The organism is Pseudomonas fluorescens (assembly GCF_902497745.1).
In the GTDB taxonomy this organism is placed as follows: Bacteria; Pseudomonadota; Gammaproteobacteria; order Pseudomonadales; family Pseudomonadaceae; genus Aquipseudomonas; species Aquipseudomonas fluorescens_BM.
Genome location: NZ_CABVHJ010000003.1, coordinates 308,763 through 334,892, shown reverse-complemented (window position 1 = coordinate 334,892; position 26,130 = coordinate 308,763). Strand labels below are relative to the sequence as shown.

At 60.5% G+C, this 26,130-nt stretch carries 15 protein-coding genes; 6 read left to right on the top strand and 9 right to left on the bottom strand.

Annotation, left to right across the window (positions count from 1 at the left end; genetic code table 11):
• Positions 1-9: 9 nt before the first annotated feature.
• Positions 10-2,169: a type I secretion system permease/ATPase gene (locus tag F8N44_RS06635; protein WP_150649758.1), complete on the bottom strand. Its 2,160-nt coding sequence runs from the start codon at positions 2,167-2,169 to the stop codon at positions 10-12.
• Between the two features lie 157 nt (positions 2,170-2,326).
• Positions 2,327-3,685, bottom strand: a complete 1,359-nt coding sequence (locus tag F8N44_RS06630) for a TolC family outer membrane protein (RefSeq protein ID WP_150649757.1) — start codon at positions 3,683-3,685, stop codon at positions 2,327-2,329.
• Between the two features lie 532 nt (positions 3,686-4,217).
• Between F8N44_RS06630 and F8N44_RS06625 the strand changes: the two genes are divergently transcribed.
• Positions 4,218-12,830: a retention module-containing protein gene (locus F8N44_RS06625; protein ID WP_150649756.1), complete on the top strand. Its 8,613-nt coding sequence runs from the start codon at positions 4,218-4,220 to the stop codon at positions 12,828-12,830.
• 212 nt (positions 12,831-13,042) lie between these two features.
• Here F8N44_RS06625 and F8N44_RS06615 read toward each other — a convergent pair whose 3' ends face one another.
• From F8N44_RS06615 to F8N44_RS06605, 3 genes are all read right to left on the bottom strand, one after another.
• Positions 13,043-13,402 (bottom strand): DUF6124 family protein, encoded by a 360-nt coding sequence (locus tag F8N44_RS06615; RefSeq protein WP_064119605.1) that lies wholly within the window; start codon positions 13,400-13,402, stop codon positions 13,043-13,045.
• A gap of 368 nt (positions 13,403-13,770) precedes the next feature.
• Positions 13,771-14,166 carry a YbaN family protein gene (locus F8N44_RS06610; RefSeq protein ID WP_150649754.1) on the bottom strand — a complete coding sequence of 132 codons (396 nt, stop codon included), beginning with the start codon at positions 14,164-14,166 and terminating at the stop codon, positions 13,771-13,773.
• 10 nt (positions 14,167-14,176) lie between these two features.
• Positions 14,177-14,764 (bottom strand): YecA family protein, encoded by a 588-nt coding sequence (locus tag F8N44_RS06605; protein ID WP_016984205.1) that lies wholly within the window; start codon positions 14,762-14,764, stop codon positions 14,177-14,179.
• A gap of 408 nt (positions 14,765-15,172) precedes the next feature.
• On the opposite strand from F8N44_RS06605, the gene recQ reads away from it, so the two are divergent.
• The 3 genes from recQ (at position 15,173) to F8N44_RS06590 (ending at position 20,041) form a co-directional block, all read left to right on the top strand.
• A complete protein-coding gene (recQ, locus tag F8N44_RS06600; protein ID WP_150649753.1) occupies positions 15,173-17,302 on the top strand; it encodes a DNA helicase RecQ in 2,130 nt (709 codons plus the stop codon).
• Positions 17,303-17,709: 407 nt separating this feature from the next.
• Positions 17,710-18,144, top strand: coding sequence for a MarR family transcriptional regulator (locus F8N44_RS06595; protein ID WP_007919713.1), 435 nt, complete (start codon positions 17,710-17,712; stop codon positions 18,142-18,144).
• Positions 18,145-18,271: 127 nt separating this feature from the next.
• Positions 18,272-20,041, top strand: coding sequence for a FimV/HubP family polar landmark protein (locus F8N44_RS06590; protein WP_150649752.1), 1,770 nt, complete (start codon positions 18,272-18,274; stop codon positions 20,039-20,041).
• A 136-nt stretch (positions 20,042-20,177) separates the two neighbouring features.
• Here F8N44_RS06590 and F8N44_RS06585 read toward each other — a convergent pair whose 3' ends face one another.
• Positions 20,178-22,367, bottom strand: coding sequence for a patatin-like phospholipase family protein (locus tag F8N44_RS06585; RefSeq protein WP_150649751.1), 2,190 nt, complete (start codon positions 22,365-22,367; stop codon positions 20,178-20,180).
• Between the two features lie 71 nt (positions 22,368-22,438).
• Between F8N44_RS06585 and F8N44_RS06580 the strand changes: the two genes are divergently transcribed.
• The gene (locus tag F8N44_RS06580) at positions 22,439-22,726 is read left to right on the top strand and encodes a SelT/SelW/SelH family protein (RefSeq protein WP_150649750.1); all 288 of its coding nucleotides are present in this window, start codon (positions 22,439-22,441) and stop codon (positions 22,724-22,726) included.
• On the opposite strand, the gene F8N44_RS06575 is transcribed toward F8N44_RS06580, so the two are convergent.
• Together F8N44_RS06575 and F8N44_RS06570 are read right to left on the bottom strand one after the other, a co-directional pair.
• Positions 22,720-23,613, bottom strand: a complete 894-nt coding sequence (locus F8N44_RS06575; protein WP_150649749.1) for a DMT family transporter — start codon at positions 23,611-23,613, stop codon at positions 22,720-22,722. The two genes, F8N44_RS06580 and F8N44_RS06575, sit on opposite strands and share 7 nt — an antisense overlap.
• A 112-nt stretch (positions 23,614-23,725) precedes the next feature.
• Positions 23,726-24,490 (bottom strand): AraC family transcriptional regulator, encoded by a 765-nt coding sequence (locus tag F8N44_RS06570; RefSeq protein WP_150649748.1) that lies wholly within the window; start codon positions 24,488-24,490, stop codon positions 23,726-23,728.
• Positions 24,491-24,625: 135 nt separating this feature from the next.
• Here F8N44_RS06570 and F8N44_RS06565 point away from each other — a divergent pair, with 135 nt between their 5' ends.
• Positions 24,626-25,441 (top strand): UDP-2,3-diacylglucosamine diphosphatase, encoded by an 816-nt coding sequence (locus F8N44_RS06565; protein ID WP_150649747.1) that lies wholly within the window; start codon positions 24,626-24,628, stop codon positions 25,439-25,441.
• An 84-nt stretch (positions 25,442-25,525) separates the two neighbouring features.
• Here the strand turns inward: F8N44_RS06565 and F8N44_RS06560 are convergent, their stop codons facing one another.
• Positions 25,526-26,116 carry an HD domain-containing protein gene (locus F8N44_RS06560; RefSeq protein WP_150649746.1) on the bottom strand — a complete coding sequence of 197 codons (591 nt, stop codon included), beginning with the start codon at positions 26,114-26,116 and terminating at the stop codon, positions 25,526-25,528.
• Positions 26,117-26,130: the final 14 nt, after the last annotated feature.

Genomic DNA, 26,130 nt, shown 5'->3' with positions numbered 1-26,130 from the left:
GGGCAACTCCTAGACCGCCGCCGAGCCGACACGGCCCTTGCGCAGTGCATCGATGACCGCTTCTTTCGGACCGTCGGCGACGACCCGGCCGTTGTCCAGCACCAGCAATCGGTCCACCAGGCTCAGCATCGAGGTACGGTGGGTGACCAGCAGCAGCGTCTTACCTTGTACCCAGCCGTGCAGCTTCTGCCGCAGCAAGTCTTCGCTGCTGTTGTCCATGGCACTGGTGGGTTCGTCGAGCAGCATGATCGGCGGATCGAGCAGCAGCGATCGCGCCAGCAAAACGGCCTGACGTTGGCCGCCGGAAAGCAATTGTCCGCGTTCGCCCACGGGCCGGTCGAAACCTTGCGGATGCTGGCGAGCGAGTTCGGTAACGCCGGTCAGTTCGGCCACTTCAAGCATCCGCGCATCGCTGATGTAGCGCGCGCCGAGCGTGAGGTTGTCGCGCAGACTGCCGGCCAGCAGCGGCAGATCGTGAGCGACATAACCGATTTGCTGGCGCAGGTCGGCGACATCGAGCTGGCGCAGATCGAGGCCGTCGAGCAACAGCTGACCTTCCTCGGGTTCATAGAAACCCATGACCAATCGCGCCAAGGTGCTTTTGCCCGACCCGCTGCGACCGATGATGCCGACCCGCTCACCGGGTTTCAGGCTGAAGCTGACATTGCTCAGCGCCGGCGCATTCTGGCCGTTGTAGTGAAAGGTCACGCCGTTGACGTCCAGCGCGCCTTGCAATTGCGTGCGTTCCAGCGGCCGCTGCTTGCCATCGCGCTCTTGCGGCAGAGCCATCAGCGCATCGGTGCTTTTCATGGTCAGTTGCGCTTGCTGATAGCGGGTGATCAGCCCGGCGATCTGTCCCAGCGGCGCGAGTACGCGGCTGCCGAGCATGTAACTGGCGACCAGCGCACCGACGCTTAGGTTGCCGGCGATGATGCTGTAGACCCCAGCCACAATCGTCGCCATCCCCGAGAATTGTTGAATGAACAGCGTGCCATTGGTGGCCAGCGCTGACAAATTGCGCGCATGGCTGTCGAGGCGGGTGAGGGCGCCGTGGGTACTTTCCCATTTGTGCTGGCGCTCGCTTTCGGCGCTGCAGGCCTTGAGGGTTTCCAGGCCGCCGAGGGTTTCGATCAGTACGGCCTGGCGTTCGGCGCCGAGGCTCAGGCTCTTTTGCACGGTGTCACGCAGGCGCACTTGAATGATCATTGCGAAGACGATGGTGATCGGAAACGCCAGTAGCGGAATCACCACCAGCCAGCCGCCGAGCAGACCGATCACCACCAGCATCAGCACCACGAAGGGCAGGTCGATCAGGCTGGTCAGGGTTACCGCCGTGAGGAATTCTCGCAGCCCCTGAAAATCATGAATGCTCTGGGCAAAACCGCCGATGGTCGCCGGCCGTGCCTTCATCGACATGCCGGTGATGCGTTCAAATAAAGTCGCGGAAAGGATCACATCGGTTTTCTTGCCGGCAGTGTCGAGCAGGTGCGCACGCACCACCCGCAACACCAGTTCGAAACCGGTGCCGATCAGCAGCCCGATCGACAGCACCCACAAGGTCGAGGTGGCCTGATTCGGCACCACGCGGTCGTAGGTCTGCATGACGAACAGCGGCACCATCAGCCCCAACAGGTTGATCAGGAAACTCGCGAGGATCGCATCGCTGTAGAGCCATTTCGACAGCTTCAACGTGTCGCGAAACCAGGCATGCACCCGTGGCACCAGCGGTGAACGGAGGTCTTCGAGTTCGTGGCGCGGGCGGGCGAACAAGGCTTGGCCGCTGTAGTGCTCGGTGAGTTCTTCGCGGCTGATCCATTGCTCGCCGCCATCGGCTTCGCTGGGCAGGATCAGCGCTTTGCCGTCGTCGCCGAAACGCCGTAAAACAGCAGTGCGACCGTCGTTGAGCAGCAGCAGAATCGGCAAGTTGAGTGGCGAGATGTCTTTCAGCTCACGGCGCAGAATCCGCGCCTGCAACCCGGCACGGGCGGCGGCGCGGGGCAGCAGGTCCAGGCTCAAGCGTTGTTTGTTCAACGGCAGCCCGGCACTCAGGCTGGCGCGACTGACGGTGGCGCCATGCAGTTTGCAGAGGATCAACAGACCGTCGAGTAACGGATCATCGAAGCTCAGCCGCGGATCGATCCCGGTGTGGCCGGGTTCCATGCTGGTCATATTGATCGCCTCTGTTGAACGGGCACGGGAATCCACACATTGATCGTTCCCACGCTCCGCGTGGGAATGCAGCCCGGGACGCTCCGCGTCCCAAAGCGGACGCAGAGCGTCCATTGAGTCATTCCCACGCAGAGCGTGGGAACGATCAACAGGGGACTTATTTCAGTTCGGGCAGGCGCGCTTCGTTTTTGACCTCAGTCGCGGCGATCGCATCGGCCGGCAGCACCACCCGTTGTTTGCTCAGCAACTGGCCCATGTTCGCCAGCACGCGGTACATCGAATATTCCTCGGTGTAGCGGATTTCGGTGTAGCGACGGTTGGCGTTGTACAGCTCGTTTTCACTGTCGAGCAAGTCGAGCAAAGTCCGTTGGCCGAGGCCGAACTGATCCTGATACGCGGCGCGTACGCGCTTGGTGGTTTCAGCGTATTCGCGGGCGGTCGGGGTCTGTTTCTTCGCGTTTTCCATGGCGTTCCACGCCAGGCGAATGTTCTCGTTGAGCTGACGCAGGGCATTGTTGCGGATGTCCATCGCCTGGTTGATCTGGTGCGCATCGGACGCCAGTCGTGCCTTGTCGCTGCCACCGCGGAACAGGTTGTAGTTCATCACCACACCCACACGCCATTCGTTGTCGTGGCCTTCATCGCCTTGCACGTTGTTGTTCGCGCCGACGGCCGCTTCGGCATCGAAGCGCGGATAGAACGGCGACTTGGCGACTTCGTACTGGCTCTCGGCCGATTGCACGTCAGCCTGCGCGGACTTCAGGTACGGGTTGTTGTCGACCATGCTCTGCTGCGCTTCACGCAATTCGGTCGGCAGTTCGCCACGGGTCGACGCCGGGGTTTCCAGCTCATCGGGCATGCGCCCGACCACGCTGTAGAAATTCGATTCGGCGTCGGCCAGATCAACTTCAGCGGTGTCGAGGTTGTTCTGTGCCAAGGCCTTACGAGCGACCGATTGATCCGAGTCAGCGGTACTGCCGACGCCACGCTCGGTACGCAGGCCGATCTGGTCGTTGACGCGCAAATGCGCCTGCAGGTTGTTCTTGGCCAGGGTCACCAGTTCGCGACGCTTGAGTACTTCGAGATAGACCTCGATGGTGCGCAGGGCCAGATCCTGAGCGGTGCCTTGCGCGTAATACGCACGCGAATTGGACACTCCTTTGGTGCGCTCGACCTCGTTGGCGGTGTTGAAACCGTCGAACAGCATCTGCCGCAGACGCAGCTCGGACTGGGTGTAATTGAGGATTTCGGTGTGGTGATTACCGAAAGCCCGAGTGTTGGTGTTGTCGCTGTAGCCACGGCCATACGCGGCGTTCAAATCGACGGACGGATAGAAGCCGCCCTTGGCCACTTTGACTTGCTCATCTGCCGACAGGCGGGCGTCCACGCGCGAGGCCAGTTCCGGGTGAGTGGCGATGGTGCTTTGAATAGCCTCGGTAAGGTTCATGGCCTGGGCTTGAGAAGTGCAAGCCATGGCCAGCAAAACCGCGCTGCAGAGGGGGGTTAAAACGCGCATGGGTGCATCTCCCTGAGTCCTGATGGTGTGTTACTGTCGCCAAATATTTGACGATATTTTTAGGTGTAAGCGTTTCACTCTTGTAACAACAGAGCTAAGAACATCCTGAAGCGTAGCTAAGAAAAAATTTTCATAAGGCTTATGCCGAAAAAAACTTATGCGCTTTGTAAAAACCAGCACATTGTTCAGCATGAAAGCCTTTGTTTTATGCGCTTCAGGGAGCACAGAAAGGCTTGAGGAAAGTTCCACTCACTTTGCGACATACGGCGAAGTACTGCTGAAGGGGAGGGACGCGTAGCGGCTGAGGGGTGACAGATTTTTGTCACTCGGGTGATTCATCAGCGTTACGTAGCGTTAGTGGGCGTATTGCTTTGATCGGGATGCGGAAGTGCTTGATAGCACTGATGTTTCCGAAAGAAGCCACCTGCGAAACGAACTGTTGAAGGTGCGAGCGTCGCCTCCAACAACCCGGTTGAGCCATGGGCTGCTTCGCTTACCAGTGCCGACGGTGGTCGGCAGCGGAGGATTTCACATGGCAACGCTCATCGGCACAGTCACTAAAGTTATTGGCCAGGTTTTCGCCCAGTCAGCCGACGGTACCAAACGCGCACTGGTGGAGGGGGATCGACTGTTTGCCGGCGATCAACTGATCACCGGCGCAGAAGGTGCCGTCGCCGTTCATCTGCAAAACGGCCAGGAACTGACCCTCGGACGCGGCAGCAGCATGACCATGACCGGTGACCTGCTGGCGGGTCAGGCGGCGCATGTAAATGCCGCTGAGGCCGTGACCCCGAGCGACGCGCAATTGACCGATGTCGAGCAGATCCAGAAAGCCATCGCCGCCGGTGACGACCCGAGCAAAACCGCAGAAGCCACCGCGGCCGGACCGAATGCCCCAGGCGGTGCACCAGGTGAACTGGGCGGCGGCCACAGTTTTGTCTTGCTGACAGAGGTCGGCGGACGAGTCGACCCGATCATCGGTTTCCCCACCGCCGGGTTCGGCGGTATTCCCGAATTCCCTGAAGAACGCCACAACGCGGTGATCGACAACGGCGATGACACCCCGGCTGTGGTGGTGCCGCCACCGGTGAACAATCCGGTGACCCTTACCGGCCTGAATGTGGCGGGCGGCGAACTGAGCCTCAGTGAAGCCAATCTGCCTGACGGTTCGTCGGCCAACCCGGGTGCATTGACACAAAGCGGCAGCTTCACGGTGTTGGCGCCGGACGGATTGACCAGCCTGAGCATCGGCGGCATCAACGTTATCGTTGGCGGTGTGCCGATCGGCTTTGCGCAATCGATCACCTCGCAGCTGGGCAACACCCTGACCATCACCGGCTACAACCCGGCGACTGGCGTTGTCAGCTACAGCTACACCCTCAACGGCAACGAAACTCATGCGGCCGGCGACGGCGTGAACAATCTCAGCGAACAATTCACGGTGATTGCCGGCGACAGCAATGGCGACACCGCGACCGGCACGCTCGACGTCAACATCACCGACGACGTGCCCAAAGCCTTTGATGACAGCAATGGCACGGCGTCTGAAACCCAGCTGACACTGACCGGCAACGTGCTGACCAATGACGTGCAAGGTGCTGATCGCGTGCCCACCGGTCCGGTAACCCCGGGCACTTTTACTGGCACCTACGGCACCTTGGTGCTGAATGCCGACGGCACGTACACCTACACGCTGAACACCAGCGACGCGGACTTCAAAAACCTGCACGGCGGCGGCAACGGCACGGAAACCTTCGCCTACACCCTCACCGATTCCGACGGTGATACCAGCACTGCCAACCTCGTCCTGCAGATCCACAACAACGACGATTCAGTGGTCATCAATGGCCTGAACGTCGAGGGTGGCGAGCTGACGGTCTACGAGAAAAACCTCAGCGACGGCAGCACGCCGGATGCTACCGCGCTGACCCAGAGCGGCACCTTCACCATCACTGCACTCGATGGCGTCACAACGCTGACTGTCGGCGGCATCGCCGTCGTCACCAACGGCGTGGCCGCAGACTTCCCGCAATCGGTTACCACACCGCTGGGCAGCACGCTGACCATCACCGGTTTCAACGCCACCACCGGCGTGGTCAGTTACAGCTACACCCTGGTCGACAACGAAGCACATCCAGCCGCCGGCGGTGCGAACAATCTGCCTGAGCAGTTCGCCGTTACCGTGGTCGATGACAACGGCAGCACTGCCAACGGCACCCTTGACGTGAACATTGTCGATGACCTGCCAAAAGCCGTGGATGACAGCAACGCCGGTACCGCATCGGAAACCCTGCTGACGCTGACCGGCAATGTGTTGACCAACGATGTGCAAGGCGCCGACCGTGTGGTCACCAACGAAAGTACCGGGCCGATCACCGCCGGAACATTCACCGGGACTTACGGCACGCTGGTCCTCAACGCCAACGGCACGTACACCTACACTTTGAACACCAACGACGCCGACTTCAAAAACCTCCACGGCGGCGGCAATGGCACAGAAACCTTTGCCTACACCATCACCGATTCCGACGGTGATACCAGCACCGCCAACCTCGTCCTGCAGATCCACAACAACGACGATCCGGTGATCATCAACGGCCTTGACGTGAATGGCGGCGAACTCACCGTTTACGAAAAAAACCTCACTGATGGCAGCGCGCCAGACTCTACCGCGTTGACGCAAAGCGGCACGTTCACCATCACCGCACTCGATGGCGTAACAACGCTGACCGTCGGCGGCATCGCTGTCGTCACCAATGGCGTGGCCGCAGGGTTTCCACAATCGGTCACCACACCGCTGGGCAGTACGCTGACCATCACCGGTTTCAACGCGACCACCGGCGTGGTCAGCTACAGCTACACCCTGGTCGACAACGAAGCGCATCCAACTGCCAACGGCGCGAACAATCTGCCTGAGCAGTTCGCCGTTACCGTGGTCGATGACAACGGCACCACCGCTAATGGCACCCTCGATGTGAACATCGTCGACGACCTGCCCAAAGCCGTGGATGACAGCAACGCCGGCACCGCATCGGAAACCTTGCTGACCTTGACCGGCAACGTTCTGACCAACGATGTGCAAGGTGCCGATCGCGTACCCACCGGACCGGTAACCCCGGGCACGTTCACCGGTACATACGGCACTTTGGTGCTCAACGCCAACGGCACTTACACCTACACGCTGAACACCAACGACGCCGACTTCAAAAACCTGCACGGCGGCGGCAACGGCACGGAAACCTTCGCCTACACCATCACCGATTCGGACGGTGATACCAGCACGGCGAATCTGGTGCTGCAGATCCACAACAACGACGATCCGGTGATCATCAACGGCCTCGACGTCAATGGCGGCGAACTCACCGTTTACGAGAAAAATCTCACGGACGGCAGCACGCCGGACGGCACTGCGTTGACGCAAAGCGGCACGTTCACCATCACTGCGCTTGACGGCGTCACCACGCTGACCGTCGGCGGCATTGCCGTGGTCACCAACGGCGTAGCCGCAGGCTTTCCGCAATCGATTACCACGCCGCTCGGCAGTACGCTGACCATCACCGGTTTCAACGCCGCCACTGGCGTGGTCAGTTACAGCTACACCCTGGTCGACAACGAAGCGCATCCAGCCGCCAACGGCGCCAACAATCTGCCTGAGCAGTTTGCCGTCACGGTCGTTGACGATAACGGCACCACCGCCAATGCCACTCTCGATGTGAACATCGTCGACGACCTGCCGAAGGCCAACGATGACAGCAACGGAACAGCGTCAGAAAGCCAACTGACCCTGACCGGCAACGTGCTGACTAACGATGTGCAAGGTGCTGACCGTGTACCCACCGGCCCGGTTACGCCCGGCACGTTCACCGGCACTTACGGCACCTTGGTCCTCAACGCCAACGGCACTTACACCTACACGCTGAACACCAACGACACAGACTTCAAAAACCTCCACGGTGGCGGCAACGGCACGGAAACTTTCGCCTACACCCTCACCGATTCCGATGGTGATACCAGCACCGCGAACCTGGTGCTGAACATCCATAACAACGACGATCCGGTGATCCTCAACGGCCTCGACGTCAACGGCGGCGAGCTGACGGTCTACGAGAAAAACCTCAGTGATGGCACCAGCCCCGACACCCCGGCGCTGACCCAAAGTGGCACCTTCACCGTCACCGCTCTCGACGGCCTGCAAACCCTGACCGTGGGCGGTATCAATGTGGTCACCGGCGGCGTGGCCGCAGGCTTCCCGCAATCGATCGTCACGCCGCTGGGCAGCACGTTGACCATTACCGGTTACAACCCGGCGACCGGCGTGGTCAGTTACAGCTACACCTTGGTCGACAACGAAACCCATCCGAATGCCAACGGCGCCAACAGCATCACCGAGAACTTCAACGTGGTGGCGACGGATACCGATGGCAGCACCGCCAACGGCCAGATCAACGTCAACATCGTCGATGATCTGCCCAGCGCCCACCCTGACGCCGCCTCGGTGGCGGAGGGCGGCACGGTCAGCGGTAATGTGCTGAACAATGACATCGGTGGCGCCGATGGCCCGGCCGTGACCGGTGCAGTGGTCGGCGTGCGCGCCGGTGCCGACACTTCGACCTCAGCCATCGGCGGCCTCAACAGCAACATCAACGGCACCTACGGTTACTTGACTCTGGATGCCAACGGCAACGCGGTCTATCACAGCAATCCCAATGCGGTGAACGGCCCGGGTGCGGTGGATGTGTTCACCTATACCGTGCGCGATGCCGATGGCGATGAAAGCACCACCACCATCACCATCGATGTCTCCAACAGCAAACTGTGCGCGACCAGCGACACCGACGTCACCGTCTTCGAGAAAGCGCTGGATTTGACCAAGGACGGCGCGGATCTGGCGCCCGGTACGGTCACTGGCAGCGACCCGACCAGCACCGGCGAAACTGCGTCGGGCACGTTGGTCGGCTCGGTCACTGGCGCAGTCGGTGCGATCAGTTACGCGCTGGTTGGCAGTGCTACTGGCAACTACGGGCAGATCGTCCTCAACCCCAACGGCACGTACACCTACACGCTGACCTCGCCGGCGAGCACCACGCCACATGCCGACGATGGTGCCAACAGCCTGAGCGAAACCTTCACCTATCAGGCCACCGATTCGCTGGGCAACATCGTCACCAGCACCATCGTCGTCAACATCGTCGATGACGTGCCGAAAGCCGTGAACGACAGCAACGCCAACAGCGCCTCGGAAACCCAACTGTCCTTGACCGGCAATGTGCTGACCAATGATGTGCAAGGCGCCGATGTGGTCGCGACCGGGCCGAATGCCGGGCCGATCAGCGCCGGCACCTTCACCGGGACTTACGGCACGCTGGTGCTCAACGCCAACGGTACGTACACCTACACGCTGAACCCCAACGATGCCGACTTCAAAAACCTGCACGGCGGCGGCAACGACACCGAGACGTTCACCTACACCCTGACCGATGCTGACGGCGACACCAGCACTGCCAACCTGGTGCTGAACATCCACAACAACGACGATCCGGTGGTGCTCAACGGCCTCGACGTCAATGGCGGCGAACTCACCGTCTACGAGAAAAACCTCGGCGACGGCACCAGCCCCGACACCCCGGCGCTGACCCAGAGCGGCACCTTCACCGTGACCGCGCTTGATGGTCTGCAAACCCTCACAGTCGGTGGCATTGCCGTGGTCACCAACGGCGTGGCCGCAGGCTTCCCGCAATCGGTCGTCTCGCCGCTGGGCAGCACCTTCACCATCACCGGTTACAACCCGGCCACTGGCGTGATCAGCTACAGCTATACCCTGGTCGACAACGAAACCCACCCGAACGCCAACGGTGCCAACAGCCTCACCGAGAACTTCAACGTGGTGGCGACGGATACCGATGGCAGCACCGCCAACGGCCAGATCAACGTCAACATCATCGATGACCTGCCGACCGCCAAACCCGACACCAGCTCGGTGGCCGAGGGCGGTACGGTCAACGTCAGCGTATTGGGCAATGACACCAGTGGTGCCGATGGCGCAGCGACAGTGGTCGGCGTGCGAGCCGGCAGCAATACCGGCACCTCGGCCATCGGCGGCCTCAACAGCAACATCAATGGCAACTTCGGTTACCTGACCCTCGATGCGGCGGGCAACGCCGTCTATCACAGCAACCCGAACTCGGTGAGCCCACCGGGTGCCACCGACACCTTCACCTACACCATCCGCGACAGCGACGGCGATGAAAGCACCACGACCATCACCATTAATGTCGCCGACAGCAAACTGATGGCCTCGGTCGATCAGGACGTGACGGTGTATGAAAAAGCCCTCGACCTGAGCAAGGACGGCGCGGACCTGGCCCCCGGTACGGTCACCGGCAGCGACCCGACCAACACCAGCGAAACCGCCACCGGCACACTGGTTGGCGCGGTCACCGGCGGCAGCGGCGCGATCACCTACACCCTGGTTGGCAGCGCCACTGGCACCTATGGGCAGATCCAGCTCAACGCCGACGGCACCTACACCTACACGCTGACCTCGGCGCCGAAAACTTCGCCGAGCGCCAACGACGGTGCGAACACCCTTAGCGAAAGCTTCACCTACAAAGCCACCGATGCACTGGGCAACAGCACCACCAGTACCCTCGTGGTCAACATCGTCGATGACGTGCCAAAAGCCGTGGCGTCGGATCGTTCAGTAGCAGCGGTGGAGATCGATTCCAACCTGCTTATCGTTCTCGATATCTCCGGCAGTATGGCCGACGCCTCCGGTGTGCCGGGCCTGTCGCGACTGGCGCTGGCCAAGCAGGCAATCAGCGCCTTGCTCGACAAGTACGACGATCTCGGCGACGTCAAAGTCCAGCTCGTCACCTTCAGCAGCAACGCCACTGACCGAACCTCGGTATGGGTCGATGTGGCGACCGCGAAGACGATTCTCGCCGGCCTGACGGCGGGCGGTGGCACCAACTACGACGCCGCGGTGGCGGTGATGCAAACCGCGTTCAACACCTCGGGCAAACTCACCGGGGCGCAGAACGTCGGTTACTTCTTCTCGGACGGCAAACCCAACGAAGGTGACATCAACGCTGCTGACGAAGCCGCGCTGAAAAACTTCCTCGATGCCAACAACATCAAGAACTACGCGATTGGCCTGGGCAGCGGCGTGAGCAACGCCAACCTTGATCCGCTGGCCTATGACGGCATCAGCCACACCAATACCAACGCAGTGGTGGTCACCGACCTCAATCAACTCAACTCGGTGCTGTCGGGCACTGTGCAGGGCGCGCCGGTCACTGGTTCGTTGCTGGGCGAGGGCGGCACCTTCGGCGCCGATGGCGGTTTCATCAAGTCCATCGTGGTCGACGGCACCACTTACACCTACGACCCGAAAGCCCTCAGTGGCCAAGGCTCGTTGACGCCAAGCGGCGGCACCAATCACGGTACTTTCAACACCGCCAACAACACGTTGAGCATCGCCACCAATAATGGCGGCACATTGGTGATCAACCTCGACAGCGGCGACTACACCTACACCTCGCAGAAAACCACGGCGGTGGTGATCACCGAGAACATCGGCTTCACCGTCAGCGACAACGACGGCGATCTCGCCAGTTCGACCCTGACCGTCAAAGTGATCCCCAACGCGCCGCCAGTGGCGGTGGACGACCACGTCATTACCAACGTGCTCTCGGGCAATATTGTCGTACCGGGCGAACTGCTGCTGGCCAATGACACCGATCCGAACGGCGATACGCTCAACGCCACGCCCACCAGTTTCAACACGGGCTGGATCTCGAAAGCGGCGGACTTCACCGGCACCGGCGCGATCAATTTCACCGGCACCAACGTCAACACCGCCGCCAACCAGAACCTGGCCAACGTGCGTAATTCGTTCAGTGCCAACGCTGCGACAATGACTGCCGTGCTGGTGGTCAGCGGCTATCTCGGCGCGGTGACCAACAGCAACGCTAACGATGAAGACCGCATCACCGTCAACCTGCGCCAGGGCGAAACCCTCAACCTTGATCACAATCTGGCGGCCGGTCACGTCACCATGGAGTACTCGATCAACGGTGGCGCCTACACAACCCTGGCGGACGGGCAAACCCTCACCGCCTCGGCCGATGGTGTTTATCAGATCCACATCACCAATATCACCAACACCTCGGGTGGCAACGTCAACGCGGCGGAAAACTATCAGCTGACGATGACCCTCAACTACGCCGGGGCGCATGACATTACCCCGGACTTCCACGGCAGCTACACCGCCAATGACAACCATGGCGGCAGCGATACCGCCAATGTGAGCATCAGCTATCAGGACGGCCACACCCTCACCGGCACCTCGGGGGATGACGTGCTGGTGGCCGGCAGCGGCGACAACATCATCAACGCTGGCGACGGCAACGATGTGCTCACCGCAGGCTCTGGCAACAACGAGCTGCACGGCGGCGCCGGTAACGATTTGCTCTACAGCGGCCCGGGCAATGATCTGCTCGACGGCGGCACTGGCAGCGACACCGCCAGCTACGCCCATGCCACGGCTGCCGTCACCGTCAACCTCGGCCTGCTCGGTGCGCAAAACACCCTCGGCGCCGGCACTGACACCCTGACCGGCATCGAAAACCTGGTCGGCTCGAACTTCAACGACACCCTCACCGGCGATAACAATAACAACGTCATCAACGGCGGCCTCGGTAACGACATCCTCAACGGTGGCGGCGGTGATGACCTGCTGATTGGCGGTATGGGCAACAACACCATGACCGGTGGCGCAGGGGCCGACACCTTCCAGTGGCTCAAGGGCAACAGCGGCCACGACCTCATCACCGACTTCACCCCCGGCACCGACAAGCTCGACCTGTCGCAACTGCTGCAAGGTGAAAACGGTACCACCGCCTCGCTGGATGACTACCTGCACTTCACCGTCACCGGCAGCGGTGCCTCGGTGCTTACCAGCATCGACGTCAGCGCCATGGCTGGCGCCACGCCGAACCAGACCATCGACCTGGCCGGCGTCAACCTCGCCAGCCACTACGGTGTGACGCCGGGGGCGGGCGGGGTGGTGGCTGGCGGGCATGACACGGCGACGATCATCAGTGGGATGCTGAATGATCATTCGTTGAAGGTGGATACCGTGTAAGCGACTTTTGATTCGGGCCTGAAACGACAAAACCCGCCGTCCCGATCATCGGGGCGGCGGGTTTTTTCTGTCTGATGATATGGCGTTGCTCATTCTGGCCCCTTCGCGAGCAGGCTCGCTCCCACATTGGAACGCGGTCACTGTGGGAGCGAGCCTGCTCGCGAAAGCGCCAGATCTGACGCCGCATAACTCAGCGGTTGATCACGCCTGCATCAACCCGGCAACTCCAGATTATCCATCACCCGATTCACCGCCAGCTCCCCGAGCATGATCAGTTGCGCGATCCCCAGCAGCGTCCTGCGCTGCGACGCGGGGATGAGATGGGCGAAGTCATGGGCGATGGTTCTGGCTGAGGCGAGTGTTTCGCTGGCATCGGCCAGCAGTTCTTCATTTTTGAAGTCTGCGGTCACGGCGTACATCCGGCGGGTTTTTCGGGGCGGTGGCGTGGAGCCGGGTGGGCAGAGATAGTGGTCGAGAGCGCGTTCGGCGGCGTCGTTGAGCTTTTTTGAATCGAGGGATTCGTAGGGGGAGGCGAGATCGGTTTCGGGCGGGTTGGGTGTTGGTTTGATCATGGTGAAGCTCCTATAAGAGTGGAGCCGCCCAGAACTGTCGCTAAACAGGAAGGTGGCGGCTGTACGCAGGTTAGCGAACCGGTTATAGGCACCCGGCAGACCCGAGGGTCTCCCGCATACAGCCACCATAGCGAAGTTGCAGACATTGAATCTGCCACAAAGCATGGAGCGCTGATGCACCTATTACAGATTTGGGTCGCTAAACCCGATCGCTGACTCTTCAGCGACCGCACCACAATAGAACCCGACCCCAAGGCGCACAAGCCGGCGGATTCTGGCGTAGCTGTAGGCAATGGCGCAAGAATTTGTAGCCTGTAAGGCGTGTCTGAAGGTGTCTTTTAAACAATGTTGTTTAAAGGCAAAGAGGCTCAGGATTTGCGCAAAGTCTTCTGCCGCAAAATATAAACCGTCACCAACACCGCACTGGTCAACATGAACCCCCGCGCCCACGGCAATGGCACCAGGTAACACGAGAACAGAATGCTCGCCCACATCAGCCCGATCGCGTAGACCTTGCCTTTGAGCGGAATGCCGTTGCCATCGAGGTAATCGCGGATCCATGGCCCGAGCCGTGGATGCTCGACCAGCCATTGATAGAAACGCGGAGAGCTGCGCGCGAAGCAGGCTGCGGCGAGCAGAAGGAAAGGGGTGGTAGGCAGGACGGGCAGGAAAATCCCGATCACCCCCAATGCCACGCTGAGCCAGCCGACGGCCAGCAAGAAGTAGCGCAACATCAGGGATCGGTTGCCTATGGGATTGTCCATAGGCCGGATCTTAGTGGTGGCGAGGCTTGAGGATCGCCGGTTTTTCGTCGGGTGCCTGGCACAGCAGGTACAGCGCGGTCAGGGCTTCCGGGATCTGCACGATCATGTCGTCCATCAGGTTGGCGTCCTTGGCAATGTCTTCGAACTCGGGTTGTTCGTCGAACAGGCCCGAACCAACCATGATCGGCAGGAGCATTTCGCTGACTTCTTCTTCGGCGGTTTCGAACCAGGCCGCTTCACGCAGGAACACGCCTTCCATGAAGCCGATGCACCAGCCGCGCAGTTCGGAATCGTCCGGCTCGTCGCCCAGGTCCAGTTCGCATGGCAGTTCGAATTCTTCATCCGAAGCCAGTTGACGGGCGATGTGCGCCTTAAGGCCGATCAGGGTGGCTTCGATCTCTTCGCGCTGGGCGTCGCTGCTGTAATGCGGCTCTTCGGCGAACAGGGCGTCGATCCACTCACGCTCCGGTACGTCTTCAGCGCAGATCGACAGCGCGGTCAGGTAGCCGTGAGCGGCCACGTAATCCAGCGCCTCGTCATGCAGCTCGTCGGCGTCGAGGAAAACTTGCAGGCGGGTCAGTTGCTCAGCGAAGGACATTACGGGGCTACCTTGGGGAATAAACAATGCGGGAATTCTAGGCCTTCTTGCGCGCTCAAGCCAGCCGCATGGCAGATTTGCCCGAATTACAGGACTTACTGGACAACAGGAATAACCCTGTGGGAGCGAGCCTGCTCGCGAAGGCGGTGCATCAGACACTTTTGCATCGACTGACGCGCCGCTTTCGCGAGCAGTCTCGCTCCCACAGGGTATTTGTTGTGTGGCAGGTTTATCAGTGTCTTATCAGCGGCACCCTGTGCAGGGAAGGGCTCGGGTATACTGCCGCGTTTTGCGATCCCTGCCCGCCTTGCGGCTGTCGTGCAATGCGCTCTTACGTTTTGTTTAAGCAGCCCCGGCTGTTCTGAACCAGCCTGCGCAGGGATGTATTGGTAGATTTTTGGAGTTTTTATGCTCGAACAGGCTCAACGCGTCCTCAAGGACATCTTCGGCTACGACAGTTTCCGTGGCCGTCAGGGTGCAATCATTGAGCGCGTGGCCAGCGGTGGTGATGCGCTGGTGCTGATGCCTACCGGTGGCGGCAAGTCCCTGTGCTTCCAGGTGCCGGCGCTGTTGCGCGATGGTCTGGCGGTGGTGGTCTCGCCGCTGATCGCGCTGATGGACGATCAGGTCGCCACCCTCGAAGAACTCGGTGTGGCCGCCGCCGCGCTTAACTCCACGTTGAGCGCCGAGCAGCAGCGTGACCTCGCGGCGCGGATCAAGCGCGGTGAAGTGAAGATGTTGTATCTGGCGCCCGAGCGCCTCGTGCAGCCGCGCATGCTGTCGTTCCTGCAAGGCCTGAACATTGCGCTGTTCGCCATTGACGAAGCGCACTGCGTGTCGCAATGGGGTCACGATTTCCGTCCGGAATACCTGCAACTGGGCCAGTTGGCCGAGATGTTCCCCGACGTACCGCGCATTGCCCTGACCGCCACCGCCGACAAGCGTACCCGCGAGGAAATCGTCACGCGTTTGCACCTGCAAAATGCCGAGCGCTTCCTGTCGAGTTTCGACCGTCCGAACATCTTTTACCGCATCGTGCCCAAGGAGCAGCCGCGCAAGCAGTTGCTGGCGTTCCTGGCCGAGCGGCGCAGCGATGCCGGCATCGTCTATTGTCTGTCGCGCAAGAAAGTCGAGGAGGTCGCAGCGTTCCTCAGCGAGCAGGGCTTCCCGGCGTTGCCGTATCACGCCGGTCTGCCAAATGATCTACGTGCCTTCAACCAGAAGCGCTTCCTCAACGAGGAAGGCCTGATCATGGTCGCCACCGTGGCGTTCGGCATGGGCATCGACAAGCCAAACGTGCGCTTCGTCGCGCACCTTGATCTGCCGAAATCCCTCGAGGCGTATTACCAGGAAACCGGGCGCGGCGGCCGTGATGGTCTGCCGGCGGATGCGTGGATGGCTTACGGTCTGCAAGACGTGGTAATGCTCAAGCAGATGCTGCAGAACTCCGAAGGCGACGAGCGGCACAAGCGTCTGGAGCAACACAAGCTCGACGCGATGCTGTCGCTGTGCGAAGAAACCCGTTGCCGCCGTCAGACCCTGCTCGCGTACTTCGATGAAGACATGCCCGAGCCGTGCGGCCATTGCGACAACTGCGTCGACGGCGTGCAGACCTGGGACGCCACCGAACCGGCGCGTCAGGCGCTGTCGGCGATTTTCCGTACCGGCCAGCGTTATGGCGTCGGTCATCTGGTTGACGTGCTGCTGGGCAAGGAAAACGAAAAAGTCCGCAGTTTTGGCCATCAGCATCTGTCGGTGTACGGCGTCGGCAAGGCACTGAACGAGAGCGAGTGGCGCTCGCTGTTCCGCCAATTGGTCGCGCGCGGACTGGCGGATGTCGACCACGAAGGTTATGGCGGTCTGCGTCTGAATGACAGTTGCCGGCCATTGCTCAAGGGCGAAGTGAGCCTTGAGTTGCGCCGCGACCTCAAACCACAGGTCACCGCCAAAACCGCCAGCAAGAGCCCGGCCAGCCAACTGGTGCGCGGCGAAGAGCGCGAACAATGGGAAGCCTTGCGCGCGCTGCGACGCAAACTGGCCGAAGAACACGGTGTGCCGCCGTACGTCATCTTCCCCGACTCGACGCTGCTGGAAATGCTGCGCAGCCAACCGACTTCGCTGGCGGAAATGGCCCGGGTCAGCGGCGTCGGTGCGCGCAAGCTGGAGCGCTACGGCGATGCCTTCCTCGAAGTGCTCGGTGGCGAGGTCGAGGCGCCGAAAGCGGTGGCCGATGTGCGCCACGAACTGATTACCCTGGCTCGCGCCGGCATGACGCCGCTGCAGATCGCCGGTCAGTTGCAGTGCTCGGAGAAGAACGTCTACACCATGCTTGCCGAGGCGATTGGCAAGCAGCAGTTGTCGCTGGAACAGGCGCTGGACTTGCCGGAAGAGTTGATGGGCGAAGTGCAGGATGCGTTCCTCGATGGCGAGGGCGAGTTGCCATCGGTCGCTGAGGTTGCGGAGCTGTTTGCCGGGCGTGTGCCGGAAGGCGTGCTTTACTGCGTGAGGGCTGCGTTGCAATCGGAATTCGAGATGTAATTTGGCCTGGCCCTCACCCCAGCCCTCTCCCAGAGGGAGAGGGGGCCGACCGAGCTGTCTTGCGCTATACATCGACCTGAAAACCCGAGTCGATTATGGATTCACCAAAGCACGCTCAAGTCGCTGAATATCCCGAGCATCCCCCCATTCAGTCCCCTCTCCCTTTGGGAGAGGGCTAGGGTGAGGGCCGTCCAATTCCGGATTCAGCAAAGCATTGCCAAGTCGCTGAATATCTGAAGCATCCCCCATTCAGTCCCCTCTCCCTTTGGGAGAGGGCTAGGGCTAGGGTGAGGGGGGCTCAAGATGTAACGATTCAGTACAGACCGCCACTTGCCTATAACTGCAGCTCATGCTTAGCTGGCTAATAATTAGAAATTTCTTATTTTAAGTCTAACCGTGAGTGTTTTATGCCGTTAACCGATCAACACCGCTTTGGCATGCAACTGGCCCAGATGTCCCGTGGCTGGCGTGCCGAACTGGATCGACGCCTCGCCGGGTTGGGGCTTTCCCAGGCGCGCTGGCTGGTGCTGCTGCATCTGGCGCGTTTTGAAGAAGCACCGACCCAACGCGAGCTGGCGCAGAGCGTCGGCGTAGAAGGTCCGACCCTTGCGCGCTTGCTCGATAGTCTGGAAAGTCAGGGCCTGGTGCAACGCCAGTCCGTGATGGAAGACCGCCGGGCAAAAAAGATCGTCCTCTGCGCGCCGGCCCTGCCGCTGATCGAACAAATCGAAACCATTGCCACGCAACTGCGCCACGAATTGTTCGAAGGCGTCGACGAAGCGGATTTAAAGGTGTGCATGCGGGTTCACGGGCACATTCTGGCTAACCTGGAAAAATCTTGAGGCACATCCACGTGCCGGATCTTTGAGAGATCGCGCGGAGCCGACTATAAGAACTACTGGGCAATATCGTGTTCGTACCGGATGTGCGAACGCATAGAAGTCGGTTTTGCTTATTTAAGGGATGCTCATGCTCGCAAGTCGGCACGTGGTACTGCGCAGTGGCGCCAAATGGTTGCTGGTCGCTGGCATATTCAGCTATTCGGCCGGGTCGATGGCCTTGGGGCTGGGCGATATCACTGTTCATTCAGGCCTCAACCAGCCGCTCAAGGCCGACATCGCCTTGATCGATGTTGGTGGGCTGACGCAAAACGATCTCTCGGTGAGCCTGGCCACGGCAGACGAGTTCGCTCAGGCCGGGGTCGAGCGGGTGTTTTTTCTCAACGACCTCAAGTTCATTCCGATTCTGCATGGCAATCGCCAGATGATCCGGGTGACGTCCAGCAAACCGGTCAACGAACCCTTTGTGAATTTCCTTGTGCAGCTCAATCAGCCCAATGGCCGGTTGCTGCGTGAATACACGGTGTTGATCGACCCACCGGGTTCGCCGGGTATCGTACCGGCCACTGATGAGCCGGATCCACGTGCGCAATCCTCCGAATTCCCCACTGTCGAACCTGCCGTGGCTGCACCACAGGCGCCTCAAGCCAGGCGTGATACCGTGCCAGCCCCCACGCCTGCGACCCCTCCCGCCAACGAAGCACTGGCTGAGCAGTTGGCAGCCAGTGTGTTGCTGAACCAGCAATTGCAAAAGAGCGTCGATGAGCTGAACGCCAAACTGCAAACACAGGATGTGCAGATTGCCGCTGGCAAGAAGCAGATTACTGAGCTGCAAACGCAATTGGTCGAACTCAGGAAAGCACCGCCACCGATCGAGGTAACCCCGGCATCTGTCCCGGTGGTGGCACCTGTTGAGTCCACAGATGACGGTTTGAACTGGCCATTGCTCGGTGGCCTGTTGCTGTTGCTGGGGGCCTTGGCCGGGTTGTTCGTACACCGTCGGCGGCAACAACGGATACCGACTGACGAGCCGCTGCCGCTTTTGCCGCAGGGGCGTGAGCCGGACGTAGCTGCTGCCGAAAGCGCAGAACCCGTCAGTACTCATGCTTCAGCCCAACACCGCGAAGAACCGGCGGCTGGCGATGTATTGGAGGCGGTGGGGATCTATCTGGCGTATGGCCGACTGGGCGAAGCCTGCGGATTGCTGCGCGATGCCTTGCACAAGGAGCCGGAGCGCACCGACATCGGTTTGCAGCTGCTTGAAGTGCTGGGGCGACAGGGTGATAGCACCGCGTACGAACAACAGGAAAGTCATTTGCGTGAGCAGGGCGTGGATACCCAGACGTTGCAGGATGTTCGCGCCCGACATCCGAAACTCGCGGTTACCGCAGCGTTGGCCGCTGTGCCGCCGATCGTGGCGGCGGTTCCTGTTGTTGCAGCACAACCAGCGCCTGAAGCTGATTTCGAGTTGAATCTGGGCGAGCTGTCGATGGATTCCAGTTGGGATCTGGAAGACAGTCGCTCGGCCACCGATGAGCAACCGGCAGACACCTCGGCGCTCGGCTCCGGTCTGCAAGTGCTGCCACAGGACTTTGAATTGCCGCAAGCGTCCAGCGAAGATCCTGAGCTAGAGTGGATCCCTGAACCGGGCGCCGAGCCGCTGGACGAAGATTTTCTCAATGAGTTTGCCGATGCCGAGCCGTCACTGGCGTTGCCACCGCTGGACTTGCAGGAACCTGAGCCGCTACACGACGAAAACTCCGAAAAGCTCGAACAGGCGCAGACGTGCATTGACGACGGTGATATCGACAGTGCGATTGCGTTGCTCAATGAATTGCTCAAAGAGGGCGATGAACCTTTGAAGCAAACGGCGCGGACGTTGCTGGCGGGGATTCGCTGAATCCCTGATCGATTTGCGGTTGATCTGATACCGCCTTCGCGAGCAGGCTCGCTCCCACAATTGGAACGCTTTCCCCTGTAGGCCTTCGCCTGCTCGCGAAGACGGACCTCCAGTCAACATCAATTCATGACCCTGGTCAGAAGGTCTGCCCCAGATTCAGATAAACCGCCTGCTCATTCGCATCATTCAACCCATAACTGAAATTCAACGGCCCCAGCGGCGTGTCGAAACCGATAAACACGCTTGCGGCGTTGATGTAGCCACTGTCGAACTCATTGTCGTTGTTCCACGCCCGTCCACGCTCCAGCGATGCGCCGGCATACAGCGGGAAATCCAGCGGCAGATACGAACGCGGCGTCAACCGGCGGTAGTACACCGCGCGCATCAGGCTAATGTTCTGCCCGGAAATCGCGTCTTCACGGAAGCCCGACAACTGCCGCGCACCGCCGAGCAGAAAGCTTGAGGTCACCACGTTGGCATCATCCAGCGTCCGCCCGTAGCGTCCGCCAAGAATCAGTGTATCCGGGCCATGGCTCATGGCTTTATCGATTTTAAAGTCCCACTGTCGATAGCGCGTGTCCGACCCCAGGCCCGGTTCAAACTGCGTCAGCGTCAGGCTGACGTCCTTGCCTTCGTGAGGGAAGTAAACGTTATCCAGCGAGTCGTAGGAATACTTCAGCGTATAGAAGCCTTCGTTGAAGTTTTCACTCGGCAGATCCTGATCGCCAATGCGCACATCGGCCTTGCCCCAGGCCTCGCCGACGCCGAAGCGCACCTCGCCGTTGTTGCCGATCTGTCGGCCGAAATTGAGGCCGAAACCGTAGCGCTCGACGCGATACTGCGCGATCGGATCGTTGTCGAGCACGGCTTCAACGTTCTGCGCTTCGAACGAGGCGTACGGCGCGACGAAGTAACGCGAGCCGACGTCCAGCGGTTGGTAGAACTCGGTGTACAGCTCTTGTTTGTCGCCAATTTGCGCACGGGTCAGCCATTCAGCGCCGAGGCGGTTGATGCCGTTGATGCGGTAGCTGGCGCCGAGGTTGAAGGCGCTGTCGCCGCGCATGTCATCCGACAGATTGAGGCCAACCCGCAAGTAATCGGTGCCACTGCGTTTGCCTCGGGCGCTGATCACCAGCGTGTGATCCTGGCCTTTGTGCACCACGCGGTATTGCACCTGCTCGAAGTAATCGAGGCCGTACAAGGTGCCCATGTCCGAATGCAAACGTCCCAGATCCAGCGGTTCGCCGATGTGCTGACGAATGTAGTAGCGGATCACATCGTCATCGACTTTCGAGTCGTTCTCGACACGGATCGCGGTGATGATCGGCGTGCGTTGACCCGGCGAGCGCGCGGCGTTGAGTTCGGCGTCCTGAGATTCGACGGGTTTGAGCACGGCGAGGCGTGCGTCGAGGATTCGGGTGGCGCGGTAACCGGCGTCGATCATCTCCTGAGCCTTGCCGAAATCGGTGACGCCGAACGCCGCCAGCGCCGGCTGGATCAGCACATCGGAAGGCTTCAGGGCCGCCAGTTGCTCTTCGGAGTTGCTGCGCGTCATCAGGGTGATCGACTGGTTCAGTACATCGACCACAGTGGTCAGTTGTTTGCGATTGCGCAGCGGGGTGCCGATGTCGACGACGATGGCCACGTCAACGCCCATCTCACGCGCGACATCGAGTGGGATGTTGTCGGTCATGCCGCCGTCCACCAGCAACCGGCCATCGAGTTCGACCGGGGCGAATACCGCCGGGATCGACATGCTCGCGCGGATCACCTGGGGCAAGTGGCCTTTGCGGAACACCACTTTTTCGCCGTTGGCAATGTCGGTGGCCACGGCGCGGAACGGGATCGGCAGTTTGTCGAAATCCCGGGTATCGCTGGTATGCGCCAACAGACTTTCCAGCAGCAGCGCGAGGTTCTGGCCCTGAATCACGCCCAGTGGCAGGCCGAGACTGCCGTCGTCGCGAAAGCTGAGTTTCTGTTTGACCAGAAAGTCGCGGTCATCCTGCTTGCGCCGAAACGGCACGTCTTCACGCGGCGGGGCGTCGGACAGTGCGGCTTGCCAGTCGATGTTCAGCGCGAGTTTTTCCAGCTCATCGATCTTGTAACCCGAGGCGTACAAGCCACCGACCACCGCACCCATGCTCGTGCCGGCGATCGCATCGATCTTGATGCCTTGCTCTTCCAGGGCCTTGAGCACCCCGATATGCGCCAGCCCGCGCGCGGCACCGCCAGACAGCACCAGGCCGACTTTTGGCCGTGAAGCTTCACTGGCATGGACCAGCAGAGGAAGAAAACCAAGCAGCAGGCAGAACAGCAGACGGCGCATTGTGAGTCTCGGGGCAAGCATTAAAGCCGGCTATTATAGCGGCGCCCTCTGTCTCAGGAGTTTCAGCAAACATGACTGTCGCAAAAGCAGAAGTTGTCATCACCTATTGCACCCAATGCCAGTGGCTGCTGCGCGCCGCGTGGCTGGCGCAGGAACTGCTCAGCACCTTTGCTGATGACCTCGGCAAAGTCTCGTTGGTGCCGGCCACCGGCGGAGTGTTTCAGATAACCTGCGCAGGCGTGCAGATCTGGGAGCGCAAGGCTGACGGCGGCTTTCCGGAAGCCAAGGTGCTGAAGCAACGAGTTCGCGATCAGATCGATCCTGACCGCGACCTCGGTCACAACGACCGCAGTCAGTGAGACGCGGCCTCGGCGGCGACGGTTTTCTTGTCGGCGCTGCCGGACATCCGCGCGGAAACGACGATGGCGATGATGATCAGTGCGCCGCCCATCAACATCCGCAGCGTCGGGTTTTCGTTGAACAGCAGCCAGGCGATGGTAATGCCGTAAACCGGCTCCATGGCAAACACCACCGCCGCCGTGCGTGCTTTGATCACCGCCAGACTGGCGACGAACAGGCTATGAGCGACGCCAGTGCAGAACACCCCGAGCAAGCCGATCCACAGCCAGTCCAGTGCCCGCACTTCGCTCAATTGCGGTGCCGCAACCGGCAGCAGACACAGTGCCACCACGACGTTTTGGCACAGTGCCGCTTGCACCGCCGGGATGCGCCCGGAGCTGGCGCGGTTGGTCAGTGACAGCAGCGAGAACAACAAACCCGATAACACCGCCCATAGCAGGCCGGTGGTTGCGCCGCTGGCCAGATCGAACGCCGGGGTTACCAGCACCAGACCAACCGTCACCAAGACCACGAGGATGATTTCGTTGGCGCGGATGCGTTCGCGGAAAATCAGCCCTTCAAGTATCACCGTGAAGGCCGGGAAACTGGCAAAGCCCAATGTTGCGATGGCGACACCAGCGACCTTCACCGAAACAAAGAAGCTCACCCAGTGCCCAGCCAGCAATACGCCGCTAAGGGCCAGACGCCGCCAGTCCACGGCCTGCAGTTTCTGCCAGCCACTCTGGCTGGCGAAACGGGCGAAGAACGCCAAGGCAAGTACGGCAAACGCAGCACGACCGAAGACGATCACAGCGGGGGAGGCGGCAGCGAGCTTGCCGAACACACCGGTCAGGCCAAACATCAAAGCACCGATATGCAGAGCGCCGAGGGCGGTACGCGGAGTCATTGCCATCCTTAATCCAGACACGGTTTCTTGTGATTGATCGTTCCCACGCGGAGCGCGGGAACGATCAATAAGTCCATTGAACCCTGTATCGGCCTACAAGTCTGTCGGCAGGCTATCGTCTTTTGTCGCAGGAATCGCGCCGAAGCTGGCCGGGTGATGCACCGAACTCACGCAGGACCGCGGCCGAGAAGGCACTTTGCGAGCTGTAGCCGACGCGACTGGCAATCTCGCCAATCTGCAGGGCTGTGTCGTGCAGCAGTTGCACCGCCAGATGCAAGCGTCGACTGCGGATGTAATCCATCGGCGTCTGCCCGCATTCGGCCATGAACCGTGCATGCAGGCGGGCATTGGACAATCCGGCGACCCGTGCCAGATCGGCGACTTGCAGCGGATAAGCGGCGTGTTGTTCGATGTGCGCATCCAGCGCGGCATAGGGCAGGCGGCGGGAGGCAACTTCGGCAGGCTGCGCGTGATTGAGACTGGCCAGCAGCAACACCGCGCCTTGTTGCGCGATCAACGGATCGCTGACCGGACTGTTCGCCAGCCAGCTGACCAACTGGTTTTGCCCGGAATCCAGCGACAGGCGCGCCGGTTGATCGAGCAAACGATGACTGGCATCGGCATGCTCGCCCAATGAATCTGTCACCCATTGCCCGTCCGGAATATCCAGCACCAGACAGCGGCTGCCGTCGGGACTGCCGCAGGCATGATGAGCGCCGGACGGAATCACCACAAAACTCTGCTGACGCACCTGACTGCCGCAACCCTCGACCTCGAAATCCAGCGCACCAGACAACCCGAACACCAATTGCGCATGCTCGTGGCTGTGCACGATCAAATCGTGGGTGTACTGACGCAGGGTGAGGATCGGTCGCATGGCAGGTCGTCTCCGAAGTGATCGCCAGTCTACACCGGCGCACGCAGAATGCGTTGTCACAGGACTGACTCGCACTTGTCATGGTCGATTAACCGGGCAGGCGCAGAGTGGCGAAAACATCGCAGAGGGTTGCCCATGACCAGCGCCGAGCTCGCCAGACCCAGCCGTAAACAACGCGTGCGCACCCTGTGGATATCCGACGTGCACCTGGGCACGCGGGATTGCCAGGCCGAGCATTTGTCGACGTTTCTCAAGGGTTATCACGCCGACAAGATCTACCTGGTCGGCGACATCATTGACGGCTGGAAGCTGCGCGGCGGCATGTACTGGCCACAAGCGCACACCAACGTGATCCGCCGTTTGCTGACCATGAGCAAGCGCGGCACCGAGGTGATTTATGTCACCGGCAACCACGACGAATTCCTGCGTCGTTATTCGAAGCTGATCCTGGGCAACATCCAGTTGGTTGACGAGGCGGTGCATGTCACGGCCGATGGTCGACATCTGCTGGTGATTCACGGCGATCAGTTCGATGTGATCACCCGTTATCACCGCTGGCTGGCGTTCCTTGGTGACTCCGCCTACGAATTCACCCTGACCCTCAATCGCTGGCTCAACCACTGGCGTGCGCGTTATGGCTACGGTTACTGGTCGTTGTCGGCGTACCTGAAACACAAGGTGAAAACGGCAGTGAGTTTCATCAGCGACTTTGAAGAGGCCATCGCCCATGAATGCGTGAAGCGCGAATTGCATGGCGTGGTCTGCGGGCACATTCACCACGCCGAGATCCGCAAGGTGGGCGAGGTGGACTACCTCAATTGCGGTGATTGGGTGGAGTCATGCACGGCGCTGATCGAGCACTGGGACGGCACGATCGAGTTGTATCGGCTGGCGGATGCACAGGCGCGAGAGGCGGAGCTAAAGGCGGCCAAAGTCGCTGAACTCGCATAAAAGCAAAAGATCGCAGCCTTCGGCAGCTCCTACAGAGGTACACCTTCCAATGTAGGAGCTGCCGAAGGCTGCGATCTTTTGATCTTAGGCCAGGCTGTGTTCCTCCATTGCGGCCTTGTAAATCGAGTTCTTCGGCTGTGCAAACAGTCTTTCCATCATCGGCTCGAAGAAACTCAATGGCAGTGTGTCGTACTCCGGATCAAACGCCGCCGCATCGTATTTGGCACAGAACTCGGCGGTCGCCTGATACTGCGGATGACCGGCGAACTGCTCGCGCAGATGCCGATCCATGCCCAGATGATGAAAGAAGTAGTAACCCTGAAACACCCCATGCTTCTCGACCATCCACAGATTCTCGGCACTGACGAACGGCTTTAAAATCGCCGCAGCAATGTCCGGATGGTTATACGAGCCCAGGGTGTCGCCAATGTCATGCAGTAACGCGCACACCACGTATTCCTCGTCGCGCCCGTCACGAAAGGCGCGGGTGGCGGTCTGCAGTGAGTGGGTCAGGCGATCCACCGGGAAACCACCGAAATCGCCTTCCAGCAGTTTCAGGTGAGTCAGGATTCGCGACGGCAATTGCTTGGCGTAGGCGCTGAAGTCGGCGGCGATGATCGCCCAGTCTTCCTGCGTACCGTCCTTCATGTGAGTGAAGCGGGCATTGGCATTCATTGGCTGACCCTCAT

Bases quoted from the DNA above. Each gene is read 5' to 3' on its own strand.
- F8N44_RS06585 (WP_150649751.1), bottom strand. From the start codon at position 22,367: ATGCGCCGTCTGCTGTTCTGCCTGCTGCTTGGTTTTCTTCCTCTGCTG.
- F8N44_RS06590 (WP_150649752.1), top strand. From the start codon at position 18,272: ATGCTCGCAAGTCGGCACGTGGTACTGCGCAGTGGCGCCAAATGGTTG.
- F8N44_RS06570 (WP_150649748.1), bottom strand. From the start codon at position 24,490: ATGCGACCGATCCTCACCCTGCGTCAGTACACCCACGATTTGATCGTG.
- F8N44_RS06565 (WP_150649747.1), top strand. From the start codon at position 24,626: ATGACCAGCGCCGAGCTCGCCAGACCCAGCCGTAAACAACGCGTGCGC.
- F8N44_RS06580 (WP_150649750.1), top strand. From the start codon at position 22,439: ATGACTGTCGCAAAAGCAGAAGTTGTCATCACCTATTGCACCCAATGC.
- F8N44_RS06615 (WP_064119605.1), bottom strand. From the start codon at position 13,402: ATGATCAAACCAACACCCAACCCGCCCGAAACCGATCTCGCCTCCCCC.
- F8N44_RS06605 (WP_016984205.1), bottom strand. From the start codon at position 14,764: ATGTCCTTCGCTGAGCAACTGACCCGCCTGCAAGTTTTCCTCGACGCC.
- F8N44_RS06610 (WP_150649754.1), bottom strand. From the start codon at position 14,166: ATGGACAATCCCATAGGCAACCGATCCCTGATGTTGCGCTACTTCTTG.
- F8N44_RS06575 (WP_150649749.1), bottom strand. From the start codon at position 23,613: ATGACTCCGCGTACCGCCCTCGGCGCTCTGCATATCGGTGCTTTGATG.
- F8N44_RS06595 (WP_007919713.1), top strand. From the start codon at position 17,710: ATGCCGTTAACCGATCAACACCGCTTTGGCATGCAACTGGCCCAGATG.
- F8N44_RS06625 (WP_150649756.1), top strand. From the start codon at position 4,218: ATGGCAACGCTCATCGGCACAGTCACTAAAGTTATTGGCCAGGTTTTC.
- F8N44_RS06560 (WP_150649746.1), bottom strand. From the start codon at position 26,116: ATGAATGCCAATGCCCGCTTCACTCACATGAAGGACGGTACGCAGGAA.
- F8N44_RS06635 (WP_150649758.1), bottom strand. From the start codon at position 2,169: ATGACCAGCATGGAACCCGGCCACACCGGGATCGATCCGCGGCTGAGC.
- recQ (WP_150649753.1), top strand. From the start codon at position 15,173: ATGCTCGAACAGGCTCAACGCGTCCTCAAGGACATCTTCGGCTACGAC.
- F8N44_RS06630 (WP_150649757.1), bottom strand. From the start codon at position 3,685: ATGCGCGTTTTAACCCCCCTCTGCAGCGCGGTTTTGCTGGCCATGGCT.